Source organism: Cesiribacter sp. SM1 (assembly GCF_020178975.1).
In the GTDB taxonomy this organism is placed as follows: Bacteria; Bacteroidota; Bacteroidia; order Cytophagales; family Cyclobacteriaceae; genus Cesiribacter.
This window is the reverse complement of record NZ_JAHXBU010000094.1, coordinates 36,426-53,032: the sequence shown is the minus strand read 5'-3', so window position 1 is coordinate 53,032 and position 16,607 is coordinate 36,426. Positions and strand designations below refer to the sequence as shown.

Below are 16,607 nucleotides of genomic sequence, written 5' to 3'. Positions count from 1 at the left end.
TTGTGCAACATCCACCTTATTTACAAGCAGGAGATACCATAGCTATAACCTCCACTGCCCGCTGGGCAGAGGAAGCAATCATACTAAAGGCCAAAGCACTTTTAGAAGGCTGGGGATTTAATGTAGTGCTGGGTAAATATGTATTCTCCAGGCATCACCAGTTTGCCGGTACAGATGAGCAACGGCTGCAGGAGTTTCAGCAAATGCTGAATGACCCTTCCATCAGGGCTATTCTTTTCTCCAGGGGCGGTTATGGTACTACCCGCATCATCGATGGTGTGGACTGGAACCGCTTTTTGCAACAACCTAAGTGGCTCTGTGGCTTTAGTGATGTTACGGCTATACTTTGCCACCTGTGTAGCCTGGGAGTACAGGGAATACACTGCACTATGGCCGGAGGGTTTGATGAGCAGCCCGGAAGAACACAAAGTATAGAAAGCCTGCGAAAGCTGCTCCTTGGGGAACCTTTAGCCATAAAGGCCCCCGTTCATGCCCTTAACAGGGCAGGGAAGGCAGCGGGTATATTGCTGGGTGGAAACCTGTCCCTGCTCAACAACCTGATTGCTACGGCATCGGAGCCCTCCTATGATGGCGCTGTTCTGTTTATGGAAGACCTTGATGAGTACCTCTACCACGTAGACCGTATGATGGTGCACCTGAAACGAAGCGGGCGTTTAGAGCGCCTGTCAGGCCTTGTAGTGGGGCAGATGTCGGGTATGCGCGATAATGCAGTACCCTTTGGCAAAGATGCCTATGAGATCATACAGGAACATGTAGCAGCCTATTCTTATCCGGTAGCATTTGGCTTTGAAATAGGACATGAGCCACTGAACCTTGCTGTACCTGTAGGTGCCAGGGTGGTGCTGGAAGTTAGTGATTCAGGTGCTGCGTTGTTCCAGCCCGTTCCGATGTCTTAAATCTTTTCTATAGTATCGCTATGCAAAAATGGCTGTGGAGTACCTTATTTGTACTCATTCCTTTACTGGGGCATTCACAGGTTCATCGTGCATACACAAGGCCTGAGGCAGTTAAAAGTTATTTGCTGAAAGGTGGCGCGCTGTATTCTTCCTTTACCGGCAGCAGCTATCAGCCTTCGTTTAGCATTGGCTGGCAGGCTGGCGTAGCCATGAAGCTTCCGCTAATGTATAAATGGTGGCTGCAGCCAGAGTTGCTGTACAACAGCAACAGTGCAACTCTCTCTTACTCCGGCGATGGAGCACGACAGGCCTATGAAACTACCTACAGTTTTGATTTTGCAGAGCTCCCCATCCTGCTAAGCTATCGGGCTAACGATATTTTTGAAATTCAGGCTGGCCCGTACATAGGCCTGCTCATGAATGATAATGTAAGCTCGGCTACCAACCCGGCTGTATCCAGGCTTACACCCAACGAACTGCAGAAATGGAACTACGGCCTTAATGCAGGCCTGGAAATAAACATGAGCCCGCTGGCTTTTGGTGCCCGCTATGCATACAGCCTGCGTAAGCTTGAGGAAAAACAGATTGCCAGCAGCTATCTCGGAGGGGCAAGCCTGCACGGAATGCAGCTATACGGAGCCCTGGTTTTTTAAGATTCAGCTATACACAATGCGCATTAGCAGTTCTGCTTTACATATATGTGCGTTGGGCAATATGTTATCGTTATCTTCCTGTACTTACTAAATTTGTTTAGTAATAATGAATGCTTAGGCGGTTGGTGCAAAAGCAAAGAACACCAGCCAGATTAAGATCAGGATTGGCAGGAGAACAGGAATGGAAAAGCGAATAATGTAGCCAAAGAACGAAGGCATTTTTATACCAATCTGTTCTGCGATCGATTTCACCATAAAGTTAGGACCATTTCCGATATAGGTCATGGCACCAAAGAAAACAGCTGCAACAGAAATCGCCATCAGATCAAGTACACTATCGGGGTACTGGCCCTGGGAGAAGGCAACCACCTCTCCGGGATTACTTAAACTGGCACCTTTAGATGCCATGGCTGCAGCCAGAAAGTTTAAATAAGTAGGCGCATTATCTAAAAAGCCTGATAACAAACCTGTTCCCCAGTACAGGGTGTTGTGGGTAATAAGAGCAGCCCCGGCTTCTGATTTGGCAAAGGAGCCTACCAGTTCCAGGGCAGGCATCATCGTACCAAAAATTCCAATAAAGATAAAGGCAACTTCACGAATTGGCTCGAAGTTAAAATCATTGCCTGCATGGGCCTCCTTGCTTGCAAAGCGGTAGGAGAGGTATGCTACAGACAGCATGATGGCCTCCCTTACAAAAGAGAAAGTTTCGCCGTGGTAATGAATGCCAGGTACAACCTCAGGGAAAATTTTTGGATCTATGAACACTGCTGCAATTACTACAGCAAGCCAGGCAAAATTCCTTAAGCCTACCAGCCTGATACGGTTGGTGTAGCTAACATCGCCTACCAGATCGTCCATACTCTCCTTATTGCGCCTGTCAATAATGTAGAAGATTGTGATCAGGATGGCGAGGGCAAGCAGCCATGGCAGAAAATTATGTGTGAGGGTCCAGGTAAATGGCACCCCTTTCAGAAAGCCAAGGAACAGCGGAGGATCACCGATAGGCGTTAAGCTGCCACCGATGTTACTTACCGCGAAAATAAAAAAGATAATATGGTAAGCCTTGATCCTGGTTTTATTGAGCCGGATGAAAGGCCTGATCAGTAGCATAGAGGCACCGGTGGTGCCAATAAGATTAGAAATAACAGCTCCTGCTATCAACAGCACCACATTGGCCATGGGGGTGGCTTTCTTGTCAATGTTGATCATGATACCCCCGGAGGCTATATACAGAGCGGCCAGCAGTGAGATAAACTGCACATACTCTGCCAGGGCATGAATAACGGAAGCAACGTTAAGCAGGTAAAAGATGTAATAGAACACCACCAGCAAAGCCAGTCCAATCGCTATCAGCGGATAACGCTTATGCCAGAAATGCTCATAAAAAAGTGGTCCTGTGGCAATCATGAGCAGTAAAGCCACAAAAGGAATAACTGCCCAGGCAGGAGCAGAAGTTACAGGGTGCGCTTCCTCACCTTCGGCAAGATGAACAGCAGTATTTTCTGCTGCTTCATCGGTATGAGATTGTGCTACAACTACAGAATCACTTGCTTGTATTGCCAGGGCAGAGTTATTACTACTGAAACCAATAATGGAAAAAATCAGTAGAAAAAGGGTTAGGAAATATTTCTTCATGTACAAAAAGTCAGACGAATATCAGGTTGGAGCCTGTCTATAGCGGGCATGGGTAGGCTGGCCTACTCAGAAACTTACCTGTTAATTTTCATGGCTAAAAATAAGAATTTACCTTATTTCCAGTCCATATACTGCAGTTTTTTGTTCTGATATTTATTACAGGAGCCCAAAATTATTGGGCATGCCTGTAACTAACAGTAAATATAGTGTCTAAACAGTGAATAAACAGTTGTAAGATTAACAGATTACACCAATTGCTGCAGTGCTATTTCAAAAGCAGCCTTAGACAGACCTGTAGTGCCGGGGGTAAGTTCACGTACCTGTACCAAAGCCTGCCTGATGGTATCAGAAGTATCATGGAACAGCGCCTCATCGGTAATTTCTATCTCGCTGCTCATTAAATAGGCAAATACCCGGGCCATGGCACAGTTTGCTATGAAATCTGCTATTACTGATACCTGCCCGTCGGCAAACTCCATGGTAGGGCCAAAAAAGATTTCAGAATCCCTGAAGGGAACATTGGCTCCTGAGCTAACTACTTCAAGACCTCCTTTTTTCATTTGTGCTACCTGTTCGCGGCTTACCAGGCGCGAGGCAGCTGCCGGAATGAAAATTTCTGCAGGAACATCCCAGATCCGGCGATTCACTTCTTCAAAGCTCAGCATGCCTTGAGCATTCAGCATATTACGGTTTCTGTTTAACAGCAGCTGGCGCACCTCTTCTTCAGTAAATCCATTAGGTTCTATAAGGCCGCCCACCCGATCAATAATGCCTACGATTTTCACACCTGATTTTGCCAGGTAATAGGCTGCCGCTGCACCTACATTACCCCAGCCCTGAATAATGGCCCGCTTGCCCTCCAGCTTACCGCCCCACAGATCGTAATAATGGCGTACAGATTCGGCTACACCCCAGCCAGTGATCATATCGGCAACCCTGAACTTTTTTTCAATGGCAGGGCTGTAATTCACATCTTCGAGCACCTTACTTACCCCCTGCCGTAGCTGGCCTATTTTCTGAATCTTCTGTGGCTCGGTGGCAGCAAAATGGCCATTAACAACCCCTTCCTGCGGGTGCCACAGGCCATAATCTTCAGTGATGGGAATTACCTCATGAATTTCATCTACGTTAAGATCGCCACCGGTACCGTAATAGCTTTTGAGCAGGGGAATTACTGCTTTGTACCAGCGCTCCAGCACGCCCTGCTTACGCGGATCGGCCGGATCGAAATTTATGCCCGATTTTGCTCCGCCAATGGGAGGGCCAGATACTGTAAACTTAACCTCCATTGTTTTGGCCAGCGACTCTACCTCGTGGCGATCCAAGCCGGGGCGCATTCTGGTGCCACCGCCGGCGGCACCATTTCTAAGAGAATTGATCACCACCCAGCCTTCGGCTTCGGTTTCAGGGTCTTTCCATTCAAATACTATTTCTGGTCGTTTGTTCTCGAATTTCTTGAGTAGTTCTTTCATTATTCAGGTAGGCAGTTGCCCTGTATTATTGTAGAATGTTGTCATAAATAACCCCACCGCAATTATCTGCGGCAGCGCCTGTTACACTGCTCAGGCAGTTGGGTTCGCCCATCAGGCGCAGGGCTCCTAAAAAAGCAAAAATTATGGCTTCTTTAAATCCAATGGTTTGTTTATCGGGAATAACCACCTCAACTCCCAGGGGAGCAACATGATGCTGTATAAGCCTGATCAGGTGATGGTTAAAGGCACCTCCACCCGTTACAAGCAAGCGCTTCTGTCCGTCTAGAGCTTCTTTTAGCTGCAATAACTTAATCGATTGCGCAATTTGTACGGCAATATGTTCACAGAAGGTTGCCAGCAGATCGGGTACAGAGGCTTTGCTGGCAGCCAACAGCGGCAGTACATGCTCCTGTACCCATTCGTATCCCAGGCTTTTTGGCGGCTTTTGACTGTAATAGGCCAGCTTGTTCAGCTGCTGCAGCAATGCTTCTATGGTGCTGCCGCTTTCAGCCAGTCTGCCGTCTTCGTCATAAGGCTTGCCCAGCTTGCGGGAGAGGTAATTGAGCACACCATTGGCCGGGCAAATATCATAGGCAATTCTTCCACTGCTGCCAGGGGCAGAAATATTGGCAATGCCACCCAGGTTAAGGCAATAGGTAAAATCGCTGAAGAGCAGCTCATCTCCTATGGGTACCAGGGGAGCGCCATGCCCGCCAAGGGCTACATCCAGGCTCCTGAAATCATTGATAACAGGCAGGCCACTGGCAAGCATCAGATTAAAGCCATGGCCAATTTGCACGGTATAGCCTTCTTCGGGTTTATGGAAAACAGTGTGGCCATGAGAGGCCAGCGCCTGTGGCTGTACTTGGTGCTGGTCCATAAAGATACGTACCTGCTCACCCATCCATTTGCCTAACTCACGATCTGTTTTGATGAAAGTAATCGCATCGGCCTGCATTAAGTCTGCCAGGCGCTGCTGCCAGTGCTCATCGTAGGGTATGGTTTCGGATGCCAGTACAGAGTACTCCCATTTTCCTTCGAGCAGCCTGAAATGGCAGCAGGCCAAATCTAGCCCATCTAAAGATGTGCCTGACATGGCGCCAATAAGGGTGTAGGTATTTATCATATCATTAGTTCTAAAAAAATCGAGACTATCTGGAGGCGGTCTTTTGAGGTTTTTCTCCCCCAAGGTCTATGTCTATACCCATTTTGGCCATAAGTGCACTGGCATTGAAGCTACTGCACAAGCCTGGCTCCAGTTTATAGTTAAAGCGGATTTCCTGTCCTACTACTTCGCTGTTAAAGCTGTAGTTGCGCAGGCCCGCTCCACTGGCCGTCTGTCCCAGGTCTAGGTCGTGGGTAGAAATAAGCCCGGAAGCATTGAGTCCCTGCAGCTGCCTGATGAGCGAAGCGGCTCCTTTATGCCTGTCGGCAGAATTGGTGCCTTTCAGGATCTCATCCAGTAAAAAGAGCACCGGCAGTTCGGGGTTGGCATCCGGAGGCAGGGCCAGCTCCTGTGTTGGCATATCTGTAAGGGTTTCCTGCACCGAACTGGCCCTAAGCAGCCTAAGCAGCTGCCGTATGCGCTGCAATTCGGCATAAAAGGAAGATACATTCTCGGCAAGTGAATCCTGGGTGCGCATACTGGTAAAAACCTGCATACAGCTTAAGCGCATTTGCCTGGCACAAACAGGTGCCCCTGCCAATGCCAGCACAGCATTAATGCCTACTGTTCTTAAAAAGGTGCTCTTTCCGGCCATGTTTGAACCGGTAATTAATACTACTTCTCCTTTACCACTTAGCTCAAAATCATTGGTTACCCTGCCGTTTGGCAGGAGCGGATGGCCAAGCTCTTTGGCCTCATACAGATGAGTAGCAGATGTGACAACCTCCGGGAATGTCCAGTCCGGCTCTGAATAAGCCAGGCCAGCCATGCTGTTCAGGCTCTCCCAGACGTAGAGTGCTTCGAACCAGGTGTCGATATCTGCTTTAACACGTTCTTTCCAGCGCTCTGCCCGCAACATCCAGTAGAGGTCTTGTAGAAACAGGGTGTTCAGCACCATATAAAGCCCGTTGCTGCGCGATTCCAGTCCGTCTAAAATCCTCGATAGCTCCCTGATCTGCCCCGATACTTTAGCATCCTGTTTCATAAACTGCTGCTGCAGCTCCTGGAGGTAAGCCGATTGCCATTTGCCGTTTTCAAGCAGCTCAAACATGCCCGCACTACCCTTAAGTATGGTTATGCTGTTGTAGGCTGCTTCTTCTGCAACTTTGGCTACAGGTGCCAGGCGGAACACTACCAGTGCATTTACAATAGCAGCGCCAATAATCCACCAGAAGGAAATATCCAGGAACAGAAAAGCCAGGATCAGCAAAACCGTGAGCGGTGGCAGGGTGGCAAATGCAATGCGGTACATGCTGCGGGGCAGTACCACATTGGGGCTTTGCAGCCACTGCTGCAGCGGCTCCAGGGTTGCATGCGGCTTTTTATGAAATAAACCCATGGCAGCAAACTGCTGTCGCCAGTCCAGGAGCGGAGCAAGCTCTTTTACTGCTTCCTGCCGGGCGTTTACTTCCTGTGCAGGTGCCGGTTTGCTTAACCAGTAGGCAAGCATCGATTCTCCACCAGGGGTTGCTGTGCGGTTCAGGAGCTGAAACAAAGAATGCCGGCCCAGTACATCAAGATCGGGATGGTAGATATGGAGGGCCATATAATGTTCCTGCCCGGTAGGCATGCCCTCGAACTTATGCTGAAGCCGCTGTAGCTCCTGCCGGTTAATGTCTACTAAAATCTGGTTGAGGCCCCACTGCTCTTTATACTTTCGATGCTTTTTTACCAGGAAAGCAAAAATGAAGGGGGTTACGAAGAGCAGTGCAATTACCCAGGCACTCTGGCGCTCATTGGCCAGGTAAACCAGGAGCACAAGCACAATTACAAAAAAAACGATTCTGACAACTGCCCATTTCTGTACCTGTTTTTTGAACTGATCTGCAGTTGCCTGGTAACGATTACTGTTGTTCTGGTATATTTCTTTAGGAGAGGGTTGCGTCATAATTTAGCTGGCTGTACACAAGATTACAAAAAAGTAACTCCAATAACAGTATTGAGTTGCGGGAATAGCGCTAAACTTAAGCCGTTACGCGCTCCGGTAATGGTGCCAAAATAAAAAAAAGCTGCTCTTTAGAAGAACAGCTTTACTAAATCTACACCTGTTTTTTTCTATCTGGTTATTATCTGGTTTCGGTGGGCATCCAGCTTGATGAGCACGAACAACAGCACCGTAAAAGAGAGCAGAGAGGAGCCACCGTAGCTAAAGAAAGGCAGCGGAATACCAATTACAGGAAACAGACCAATGGTCATGCCCATATTGATCATAAAGTGGAAGAACAAAATACCTGCCACAAAATAGCCATACACCCGGGTAAACCTGAATTTCTGCCGCTCTGAAATCATGATAATGCGGAGCAGGATGGCCATGTAAATCACTACCAGAATAAAGCTGCCTATCCAGCCATGCTCCTCGGCAATGGTACAGAAAATAAAGTCTGTGCTTTGCTCAGGCACAAAGTCGTACTTGGTTTGGGTACCTTCCAGGAAACCTTTACCCAATAAACCGCCTGAGCCAATGGCAATCTTTGATTGCGTAACGTTCCAGCCTACGCCCTGCGGGTCGAGGTTAGGGTTAAATAGTACTTTGATACGGTTCTGCTGGTGAGGTTTCAGAACGTCGGTCATGATTTTATCAACACTGAAAACAAACCCAGTGATGATGAACATCGACATAAATACCAGGAAAGCCCTCTGAACAGTTTTTGCAGCCAGACCAATGACCAGGAAGCCTGTTAAGAACACGCCTATGATGATCAGCATTTTAGGAACCAGCAGCGTGAGCAGGAAAAAGGCAACGGCAATAATGCCTATGATGATGAGTGCCGGGTTCATGCCCTCGCGGTAAAAAGCAATCAGGAAAGACGAAAACACCAAGATGGTACCAGGGTCTGGCTGAAGTGCAATAAAGGCAATTGGCACCACCAGCAGGCCAAAGGATATGAAATAGGTCTTTAGCTTATTGAACTTTACATTATAGTCGTTGATGTATTTGGCAAGGGTAAGGGCGGTTGCCAGCTTAGCCAGCTCAGAGGCCTGGAACTTAATAGGACCAAACTCCAGCCAGGCCCGCGCACCATTTACTTCCCTGGCAAAAATGAGTGTTGCCACCAGCATGGCAATGGCCAGGCCATAAAAGAAATAGGGGAATATTGTAAAGATGTTATAATCCATTAACAGGATCAGTACAATAAATACAACAGAAATCCCTATCCAGATAAACTGCTTACCAGAGTTGGTCTCAGGATTGAAAATGCTTAGCCCGCTGGATTCGTCGTAAACAGCAGCATAAATATTCAGCCACCCCAACAGCACCACAACTGCATACAGCACTACCAGCAGCCAGTCTATTTTTATAGCAAAATTATCGTGTTTTTTCACCTCTAGCTTTTTTAGCTTTAATAGAACTTACCTTTTAAAGCATACTCTTCAATTTGCGTGCGCTTAATTTCGCCCAGCGTATATTTTTCAACCACAAGGCTGGCAATGGCAGCGGCTGCACGGGCACCCTGGCCGGCATTCTCTACATACACGGCTACGGCTATTTTAGGATCATTTTTTGGTGCAAAGGCCATAAAACCAGAGTGGTCTTCGCCATGTGGGTTTTGAACGGTAGAGGTTTTACCACATACCTCCAGACCCGGAATTTTAGCCCTGTACTGACCAGTACCATACATTACCACATCTTCCATGGCATCTACCACAGTCTGGAAGTGCTGGGGATCAACGCCGGTTTCGTTCCGCTTCTTATACTCTGGCAGTTTATCGCCGTTTTCACCTATGCTTTTTACCAGGTGAGGGGTATAATAGTGGCCGCGGTTAGCAATAATTGCTGCCAGGTTTGCCATTTGCAGCGGAGAAACACCCAGCTCGCCCTGGCCAATGGCCAGTGAGAAGATAGTGGAGAATTTCCACTGGCCCCTGTACACCCGGTCGTAATAAGCCGGCAAAGGAACATTACCCGCTTTTTCGCCAGGCATATCGATACCCAGCTTTACGCCCAGGCCAAAACGGTGCATATAGTCTGCCCACAGGTTCAGGCCAATCTTGGAGTCTACAAAAGTATTTGGAGATTTCTCCTGGTTAATAATTTTCCTGAAGGTCTGGTAGAAATATGGATTACAGGATACAACAATGGCACCTCTAAGGTCTTCATTTGAGTGGGGGCCGTGGCAACCAATTAAAGCCCTGTTGCACTGATGGCGGGTTTCGGTTGTAATAACACCCTCCTGCAGGGCTACCAGCGCCTGTACCATTTTGAACATAGAACCCGGAGGGTACTGTGCCATAATAGGTCTGTTGAAAAGAGGCACCAGGCTGTCTTTTTGCAGCATGGAGAAGTTCTTTCCAAAATCACCACCTGTTAGCAGGTTCGGATCATAGGTTGGAGCAGATACAATAGCCAGGATTTCACCCGTTGCAGGCTCAATGGCTACAACACTGCCAACCTTGCCAGCCATTAGTTTTTCGGCATACTGCTGAAGGTCCAGGTCTATGGTAGACACCAGATTTTTACCTGCTACCGATAGAATGTCCAGCTCGCCATCTTTATAATCACCTTTTACAACACCCCTTACGTTAACTGTTTTGAGGCGAACGCCCCTCTTGCCACGCAAATAAGGCTCGTATTTAGATTCAACGCCGCTGATACCTATCTGGTCGCCGCGTTTATAATATCCACTGGTATCTCTCTCTAATTTGCCTTTATCAATTTCAGCAATATAACCCAGTGCATTAGACATTACACTATAAGGATAAGAGCGTACTGTTCTGGGGGAAATAGAGAAGCCGGGATAATCTACCAGGTGATCCTGTATATGGGCAAAAGCCTCGGCAGACATAGATTTCATAAAAACCGAAGGCTTAACCGGAGAATAGCCATGCTCCAGGCGAAGCGCCTGCATTCTCTCGTCGAACTGCTGCCTGGTAATGCCTAAAACATTGCAAAAGCGGGTGGTATCTGGAAGCTTCGCTTCTTTGGTTACCACCATCAGGTCGTATACAGGCTTGTTGTACACAATCAAACGCCCTTTACGGTCGTAGATAGTGCCCCGGTAGGGATATTCCTCTACACGTTTTATAATATTGGCCTCAGACAGGGTCTTATAGTCGCTGTTGACTACCTGCAGGGCAAACAGTTGTAACAAATAAATAAAGGCGACGAGCAGAAAAACGGCACCAATTATGAATTTCCTGCTATCGTTCATAAGCTTCTGCGCGATGATGAATAGAAGAGGTACTGAATAATTACTATTACCACATAGGTAAAAGCTGTACTTGCCAGCACTTTCAGTAGTGTATAGAAGAAGTTGCTAAAACCACCTGCTTCTACAAAGAAAAGCACCAGGTGGTGTAGGAAAATGAGTATTACGCTATAGAGCGAAAACCACTCAAACCCCATAATCTTCAGTTTTGGTGTCATCCAGGCTTCGTACCCTCCACGCGGGGAGATCAGGCTTACCACATGTGGTCTAATGTACATAATGAACACAGATGCCGCCGCATGAATTCCAAGGCTGTTATAAAAAATATCGACACACAGGCCCATGAGCAGGCCCATCAGCATCAGGCGGATAACACCAGATTCAAAAGGCAGCATCAGCAAAAAGCCCAGGTACAGAAAACAGAATGCCACATCAAAGAGCACCATTTGCTGTACCAATACTACCTGCAGGATCAGGTAGATCACAAAATAAAAGACCTGCGCTACAATGGGCATGCTTAATTTATACTTATGCTTTCCAGCGAATCGCGCTCCTGTACCAGCCTGTTACGAATAACATATACATAGGAGAGGCTGGAGAAATCAGTAGCGAGATCAATTTTGATATCGTAATAAGTGGCGTTTTCAGGAAGTTTAACTTCTGAAATAATGCCAATGGGAATACCCGGAGGGAATACGGAGTTGTAGCTTGATGTGAAGACAGAATCGCCTACACTAACCGACTGGTGGCGGGCAATGTAATCCAGCGTAGCCTGCTGCGGGCTGCGGGCATCCCATTTTACTGAACCAAATGCTTCTGTAGAGCTCACCACGGCAGATACCAGCATGTTGGTGTGCAGCAGTGAGATTGCTACGGCATAATGGTCAGAGGCAGATCTTATCCTGCCTACCACTCCTGAAGGCCCAATGATGCCCATGCCAGGTTCCACTCCATCAACACGCCCTTTGTTAATGGTAACGTAGTTCTTGGAGTTATGAATGCTGTTGTTGATCACCTGGGCTGCCTGGAAAGTATACTGTTGTTCCACTTCAGGCGGAATGGCAGCGCGCATGGAAGGCAGCGCCAGCTGCTGCTGCATTTGACGAAGCTCCTGCTGCAGACGTGCGTTTTCTTCAGCAAGACTTTCGTTGGTTTCCTTCAGGTATAGGTAGCTGCTTACTTCGTTGGAAGTTTGGGTAACAGAGGCAGCAACCGTATTAGCTGAATTAAAGAAAGCGGCACTTTGGTACCGGTTATTCTGCACAATCAGCCAGGCGCAAACCAACTCCAACACAATAAGCAACGCTAAAGCCCTGTATTTGTACAGAAACTGAAAGAGTGTATTCATCAGACTTTTAGGTCATCAGTACTGACTTGAAAGCATCCAGGTTTTTCATGGCTATACCTGTGCCTCGTACTACTGCCCTTAACGGATCATCCGCCACGTGAATAGGCAGCTTGGTTTTCATGGCCAGGCGTTTGTCGAGGCCGCGAAGTAGTGCACCACCACCTGTTAAGTGAATACCATTGTCGTAAATATCGGCAGAAAGCTCAGGGGGCGAGATCTCCAGCGCCTTCAGTACAGCTTCTTCAATTTTGGAAATGGACTTATCCAGTGCAAAAGCAATTTCGGAATAGGTTACTTTGATGATCTTGGGAATACCAGTCATCAGGTCGCGGCCGCGGATTTCATAATCTTCCGGCGGGTTATCCAGCTCTGTAAGGGCGGAACCAACTGCAATCTTTACCTTCTCGGCAGAGCGCTCGCCAATCAGCAGGTTGTGCTGGCGGCGCATATAGTCGAGGATATCGCGGTTAAACGTATCTCCGGCTACGCGAATAGACTGGTCGGCAACAATACCTGAAAGGGCTATCACAGCAATTTCGGTTGTACCACCTCCAATATCTACAATCATAGAGCCCATGGGCTGCTCAATATCAATACCAATACCAATGGCAGCAGCCAGCGGCTCATGGATCATGTATACCTCTTTTGCATGTGCGTGCTGGGCAGAGTCACGTACAGCACGTTTTTCTACTTCGGTAATGCCAGATGGAATACAGATGACCATGCGGTATGATTTAGGGAAAAAGCGGCTGCCGCTTTTCTCATCAATCATCTTGATCATTCCCCGAATCATTTCTTCTGCAGCGGAGAAGTCGGCGATAACACCGTCTTTGAGCGGGCGTATCGTCTTGATGTTTTCATGCGTTTTCTCGTGCATCTGCATGGCCAGCCTGCCTATTGCCAAAACCTGGTTTGTATTGCGGTCTTTGGCGATGATAGATGGCTCATCTACCACGATCTTATCTTTGTGGATTACCAGCGTATTTGCTGTTCCAAGGTCTATTGCAACGTCGTTCGAAAATATGTCGAAAATGCCCATTGGCGTTATGATTATCAGGGGTTAATTCTCACGAAAATTTACAAATTCATAGCGACATACAAAGCATAACGTAATATTAATGCTTAAAATGTCTAATTCCGGTAAATACCATAGACATACCGTTCAGGTCGCAGAAATCCACAGACTCCTGATCCCTTACAGAGCCTCCCGGCTGCACCACTGCACCTATTCCGGCACCGTGTGCTATTTCCACACAATCTGCAAAGGGAAAGAAGGCATCTGAGGCCATAACGGCACCTTCCAGCGATAAACCAAAGCTTTCGGCCTTATGAATGGCCTGCTTTAGTGCATCTACCCTTGAAGTTTGGCCCACACCACTGGCAATCAGCTGTCCTTCACGGGCAAGCACAATGGTATTGGACTTGGTGTGTTTGGCCAGAATAACGGCAAATTCCAGGGCCTTTACTTCGGTATCAGCCGGAGCTTTTTTGGTTACTGTTTTAAATTCGCCGGCTTTTTCCGCCAGTGTATCCTGGTCTTGTACCAGGTAGCCGTTCAGTAAACTTTTTACCTGTTTGGTATTTGGTAGTTTCTGGCTTTGCTTCAATATAATTCTGTTTTTCTTGCTCTTTAACAGCTCCAGGGCTTCAGGTTCAAAGTCTGGTGCTATCAATACTTCAAAGAAAAGCTTATTCAGTTCTTCGGCAGCACTTTTGTCTACTATTGTATTAGTGGCCAGCACGCCACCAAAGGCAGACACAGGGTCGGCTTCCAGTGCTTTCAGGTAGGCATTCAGTACCGTATTGGCTGTTGCGCAGCCGCAGGCATTGGTATGCTTTATTACCGCAAAAGCAGTTTTACCCTCAAATTCTTCTATCAGCGATACAGCAGCGTCTATGTCTACCAGGTTGTTGTACGATAGCTCCTTGCCGTTTAGCTGAGAAAAGATTTCGTGCAAATTTCCAAAGAACAGTCCCTGCTGATGCGGGTTTTCGCCATAACGCAAAACTCTGGCTTCGCGTTCACTGATTTTGAGGCGGGGAAGGGTATCTTCTTTATTAAAATAATTAAATATAGCAGTATCGTAGTTGGAGCTGATATCGAAAGCGTGCGCAGCAAAGAGTTTACGGTCTTCAAGTGTTGTAACCCCTTTTTTCTCGCTCAGCAGCAACTCAAGTGGTGCATACTGCTCGCGGCTCGATACGATGAGAACATCCCGGAAGTTTTTTGCGGCAGCGCGGATTAGTGATATACCACCAATGTCTATCTTTTCGATGATGTCATCGTCTGAGGCGCCGGAAGCAACAGTTTCTTCAAACGGATAGAGATCAACAATTACCAGATCGATGGCGGGAATATTATATTTTTGCGCCTCGCCCTGGTCGCCTTGGTGCTGGCGGCGGTGCAGAATGCCGCCAAATACTTTTGGGTGCAGCGTTTTTACCCTTCCGCCAAAAATAGAGGGGTATTCGGTCAGGTCTTCTACAGGAATAACCTCTGCGCCAAGGTCGCGAAGAAACTTTTCGGTACCGCCGGTAGAGTACAGGGTTACTCCCATCTCCATTAACAGCTTAACGATAGGCTCGAGCTTGTCTTTATAATAAACTGAGATTAGGGCTGACTGAATCTTACGCTGCTCCATGATTATTTAAGGGTGTGAATTACTGATTTAGAGGGCTGCCGGACTATATGGCCGGTGTGACCCCATACTATAACGAGGATAAGGTGTTATCGCTTTATTTGTTACTCTTTATATTTCTCCCTGATTAGTTGCTCTACCACTTTAGGGTAATGCTCATGCTCCAGGCGCAGAACTTTAGCTGCTACTTCGGCCGGGCTGTCATGCTCTGTTAATGCACAGCTGGTCTGATATATAATGTCGCCTTCGTCGTAGCGGCCATTTACATAATGAATTGTAATACCACTCTGTAATTCTTTTGCCTTTACCACCGCCTCGTGCACGTGTATGCCCCACATGCCTTTGCCGCCCCATTTGGGTAGCAGGGCAGGGTGAATGTTTACAATGCTGTTGGGAAAGGCTTCGATCAGGTAGGAGGGAATAAGCCGCAGAAAACCAGCCAGTACAATCAGGTCAATCTTTTCTTCCTGTAGCTTCAGCAGTACATCCTGGCTTTCCTGTAATTGCTTATTGGTGAAAGTGTAGGTGGGCAGCCGGTGGTTCCTGGCACGCTCCAGTACATAAGCATCCTGCCGATTGCTGCATACCAGCGCAATCTCTGCCAGGGGCGAATGTTTGAAATGTTCAAAAAAACGTTCGGCGTTAGATCCACTACCGGAGGCAAAGACAGCAATCCGGATTTTATTACTTTTCAAAGTGATGACGACTACAGAGTTACAATAAGCTGGCTAATACAAAATCATACTAAGTACTCCCGCCAACATAATCCATTTGCAGAAGCTGCTTAACCAGGCAAACTCGCGACGGCTGTCGGCACGGGCCAGTCTGGCTGTAAAATATATTACTGGTAAAATTAAGAGGAAAAAGGCGTTTTTCAACCATAGATCACTGACTTTTCCTGCCATGTTTATTAATAAAAAAACCAGGCCTGCCAGCAACACATACTGTAAATACTTTGTGCGTCTGATGCCCCAGATAATTGGCAGCGTTTTGCACCCAAAGGCGGCGTCGCCCTTCAGGTCTTCCATGTCTTTTACTATCTCCCGAACCAGGCTTAGTACAAATGCAAAGAGCGCATAGGCGTGGATGAGTGATGTGTTTTCATCGTAATACAGCGCTACTACATATACCGATAAACCAGTAAGTACTGCCACACTGAAGTTGCCAACAAATGGCAGCCGCTTTAGCTGGTTTGAGTAAAGCCAGAGCCATACGGCTGCCAGAAAGTTAAGGGCACCTACCTTTAGAGATAAGCTGGCTCCCAGTAAGATGCCGGTAATATTAAATATAGTATGAACAGCCATGACCACCCTGCGCTTCAGGACCTTGCCCACAATAACACGCTCCGGCTTGTTGATGTAGTCTATCTTAACATCATAATAATCGTTAATGATGTAACCGGCGGCAGCAATTAAAACTGTAGAAGACGATAAGATAAAAAGTCTCGGGCTGGTCATATATTCCAGCCAGATTGTTTTAGGCCCCACCAGGAATATGGCCGTCAGGTACTGGGTGAGTGCTACTATCAGGAGGTTAGGGAAGCGTGTTAACAGCAGCAAGCTGCTAAAAGCAGTACCTACCCGTCTGAAACTTAGCTGCGCTTCCATCATGCTCTGTTATAGCTGGTAAAA

At 47.4% G+C, this 16,607-nt stretch carries 14 protein-coding genes; 2 read left to right on the top strand and 12 right to left on the bottom strand.

Going from position 1 to position 16,607, the window contains the following annotated elements:
• Nucleotides 1–2: 2 nt before the first annotated feature.
• Together KWJ01_RS28405 and KWJ01_RS24450 are read left to right on the top strand one after the other, a co-directional pair.
• Nucleotides 3–917 (top strand): LD-carboxypeptidase, encoded by a 915-nt coding sequence (locus tag KWJ01_RS28405; RefSeq protein WP_224999762.1) that lies wholly within the window; start codon nucleotides 3–5, stop codon nucleotides 915–917.
• Between the two features lie 20 nt (nucleotides 918–937).
• On the top strand, nucleotides 938–1,570 hold the full coding sequence (locus KWJ01_RS24450) for a porin family protein (RefSeq protein ID WP_224999761.1): 633 nt from the start codon (nucleotides 938–940) through the stop codon (nucleotides 1,568–1,570).
• Nucleotides 1,571–1,684: 114 nt separating this feature from the next.
• Here KWJ01_RS24450 and KWJ01_RS24445 read toward each other — a convergent pair whose 3' ends face one another.
• From KWJ01_RS24445 to KWJ01_RS24390, 12 genes are all read right to left on the bottom strand, one after another.
• The gene (locus KWJ01_RS24445; protein ID WP_224999760.1) at nucleotides 1,685–3,205 is read right to left on the bottom strand and encodes a sodium:proton antiporter; all 1,521 of its coding nucleotides are present in this window, start codon (nucleotides 3,203–3,205) and stop codon (nucleotides 1,685–1,687) included.
• A 245-nt stretch (nucleotides 3,206–3,450) separates the two neighbouring features.
• Nucleotides 3,451–4,677, bottom strand: coding sequence for a Glu/Leu/Phe/Val dehydrogenase dimerization domain-containing protein (locus tag KWJ01_RS24440; protein WP_224999759.1), 1,227 nt, complete (start codon nucleotides 4,675–4,677; stop codon nucleotides 3,451–3,453).
• A gap of 25 nt (nucleotides 4,678–4,702) precedes the next feature.
• Nucleotides 4,703–5,803, bottom strand: coding sequence for an anhydro-N-acetylmuramic acid kinase (locus KWJ01_RS24435; RefSeq protein ID WP_224999758.1), 1,101 nt, complete (start codon nucleotides 5,801–5,803; stop codon nucleotides 4,703–4,705).
• A gap of 25 nt (nucleotides 5,804–5,828) precedes the next feature.
• Nucleotides 5,829–7,730: a DNA mismatch repair protein MutS gene (locus KWJ01_RS24430; protein WP_224999757.1), complete on the bottom strand. Its 1,902-nt coding sequence runs from the start codon at nucleotides 7,728–7,730 to the stop codon at nucleotides 5,829–5,831.
• A gap of 167 nt (nucleotides 7,731–7,897) precedes the next feature.
• A complete protein-coding gene (gene rodA, locus KWJ01_RS24425) occupies nucleotides 7,898–9,166 on the bottom strand; it encodes a rod shape-determining protein RodA (RefSeq protein ID WP_224999756.1) in 1,269 nt (422 codons plus the stop codon).
• Between the two features lie 17 nt (nucleotides 9,167–9,183).
• Nucleotides 9,184–10,992 (bottom strand): penicillin-binding protein 2, encoded by a 1,809-nt coding sequence (mrdA, locus tag KWJ01_RS24420; RefSeq protein WP_224999755.1) that lies wholly within the window; start codon nucleotides 10,990–10,992, stop codon nucleotides 9,184–9,186.
• Nucleotides 10,989–11,504: a Rod shape-determining protein MreD gene (locus KWJ01_RS24415; protein ID WP_224999754.1), complete on the bottom strand. Its 516-nt coding sequence runs from the start codon at nucleotides 11,502–11,504 to the stop codon at nucleotides 10,989–10,991. Before KWJ01_RS24415 ends, mrdA begins: the two co-directional genes overlap by 4 nt.
• A 2-nt stretch (nucleotides 11,505–11,506) precedes the next feature.
• Nucleotides 11,507–12,337, bottom strand: a complete 831-nt coding sequence (mreC, locus tag KWJ01_RS24410) for a rod shape-determining protein MreC (protein ID WP_224999753.1) — start codon at nucleotides 12,335–12,337, stop codon at nucleotides 11,507–11,509.
• A gap of 7 nt (nucleotides 12,338–12,344) precedes the next feature.
• Nucleotides 12,345–13,376, bottom strand: a complete 1,032-nt coding sequence (locus tag KWJ01_RS24405; protein ID WP_224999752.1) for a rod shape-determining protein — start codon at nucleotides 13,374–13,376, stop codon at nucleotides 12,345–12,347.
• A 76-nt stretch (nucleotides 13,377–13,452) separates the two neighbouring features.
• Nucleotides 13,453–14,979, bottom strand: coding sequence for a bifunctional phosphoribosylaminoimidazolecarboxamide formyltransferase/IMP cyclohydrolase (gene purH / locus KWJ01_RS24400; RefSeq protein ID WP_224999751.1), 1,527 nt, complete (start codon nucleotides 14,977–14,979; stop codon nucleotides 13,453–13,455).
• 101 nt (nucleotides 14,980–15,080) lie between these two features.
• The gene (locus tag KWJ01_RS24395) at nucleotides 15,081–15,671 is read right to left on the bottom strand and encodes a phosphoribosylglycinamide formyltransferase (protein ID WP_224999750.1); all 591 of its coding nucleotides are present in this window, start codon (nucleotides 15,669–15,671) and stop codon (nucleotides 15,081–15,083) included.
• 33 nt (nucleotides 15,672–15,704) lie between these two features.
• Complete coding sequence (locus KWJ01_RS24390) at nucleotides 15,705–16,586, bottom strand: geranylgeranylglycerol-phosphate geranylgeranyltransferase (protein WP_370634765.1); 882 nt, start codon at nucleotides 16,584–16,586, stop codon at nucleotides 15,705–15,707.
• Between the last annotated feature and the right edge of the window lie 21 nt (nucleotides 16,587–16,607).

Coding starts and splice junctions, on each gene's coding strand:
- KWJ01_RS24450 (WP_224999761.1), top strand. CDS start 938: ATGCAAAAATGGCTGTGGAGTACCTTATTTGTACTCATTCCTTTACTG.
- KWJ01_RS24445 (WP_224999760.1), bottom strand. CDS start 3,205: ATGAAGAAATATTTCCTAACCCTTTTTCTACTGATTTTTTCCATTATT.
- KWJ01_RS24440 (WP_224999759.1), bottom strand. CDS start 4,677: ATGAAAGAACTACTCAAGAAATTCGAGAACAAACGACCAGAAATAGTA.
- KWJ01_RS24435 (WP_224999758.1), bottom strand. CDS start 5,803: ATGATAAATACCTACACCCTTATTGGCGCCATGTCAGGCACATCTTTA.
- KWJ01_RS24430 (WP_224999757.1), bottom strand. CDS start 7,730: ATGACGCAACCCTCTCCTAAAGAAATATACCAGAACAACAGTAATCGT.
- mrdA (WP_224999755.1), bottom strand. CDS start 10,992: ATGAACGATAGCAGGAAATTCATAATTGGTGCCGTTTTTCTGCTCGTC.
- KWJ01_RS24415 (WP_224999754.1), bottom strand. CDS start 11,504: ATGCCCATTGTAGCGCAGGTCTTTTATTTTGTGATCTACCTGATCCTG.
- mreC (WP_224999753.1), bottom strand. CDS start 12,337: ATGAATACACTCTTTCAGTTTCTGTACAAATACAGGGCTTTAGCGTTG.
- KWJ01_RS24405 (WP_224999752.1), bottom strand. CDS start 13,376: ATGGGCATTTTCGACATATTTTCGAACGACGTTGCAATAGACCTTGGA.
- purH (WP_224999751.1), bottom strand. CDS start 14,979: ATGGAGCAGCGTAAGATTCAGTCAGCCCTAATCTCAGTTTATTATAAA.
- KWJ01_RS24390 (WP_370634765.1), bottom strand. CDS start 16,586: ATGATGGAAGCGCAGCTAAGTTTCAGACGGGTAGGTACTGCTTTTAGC.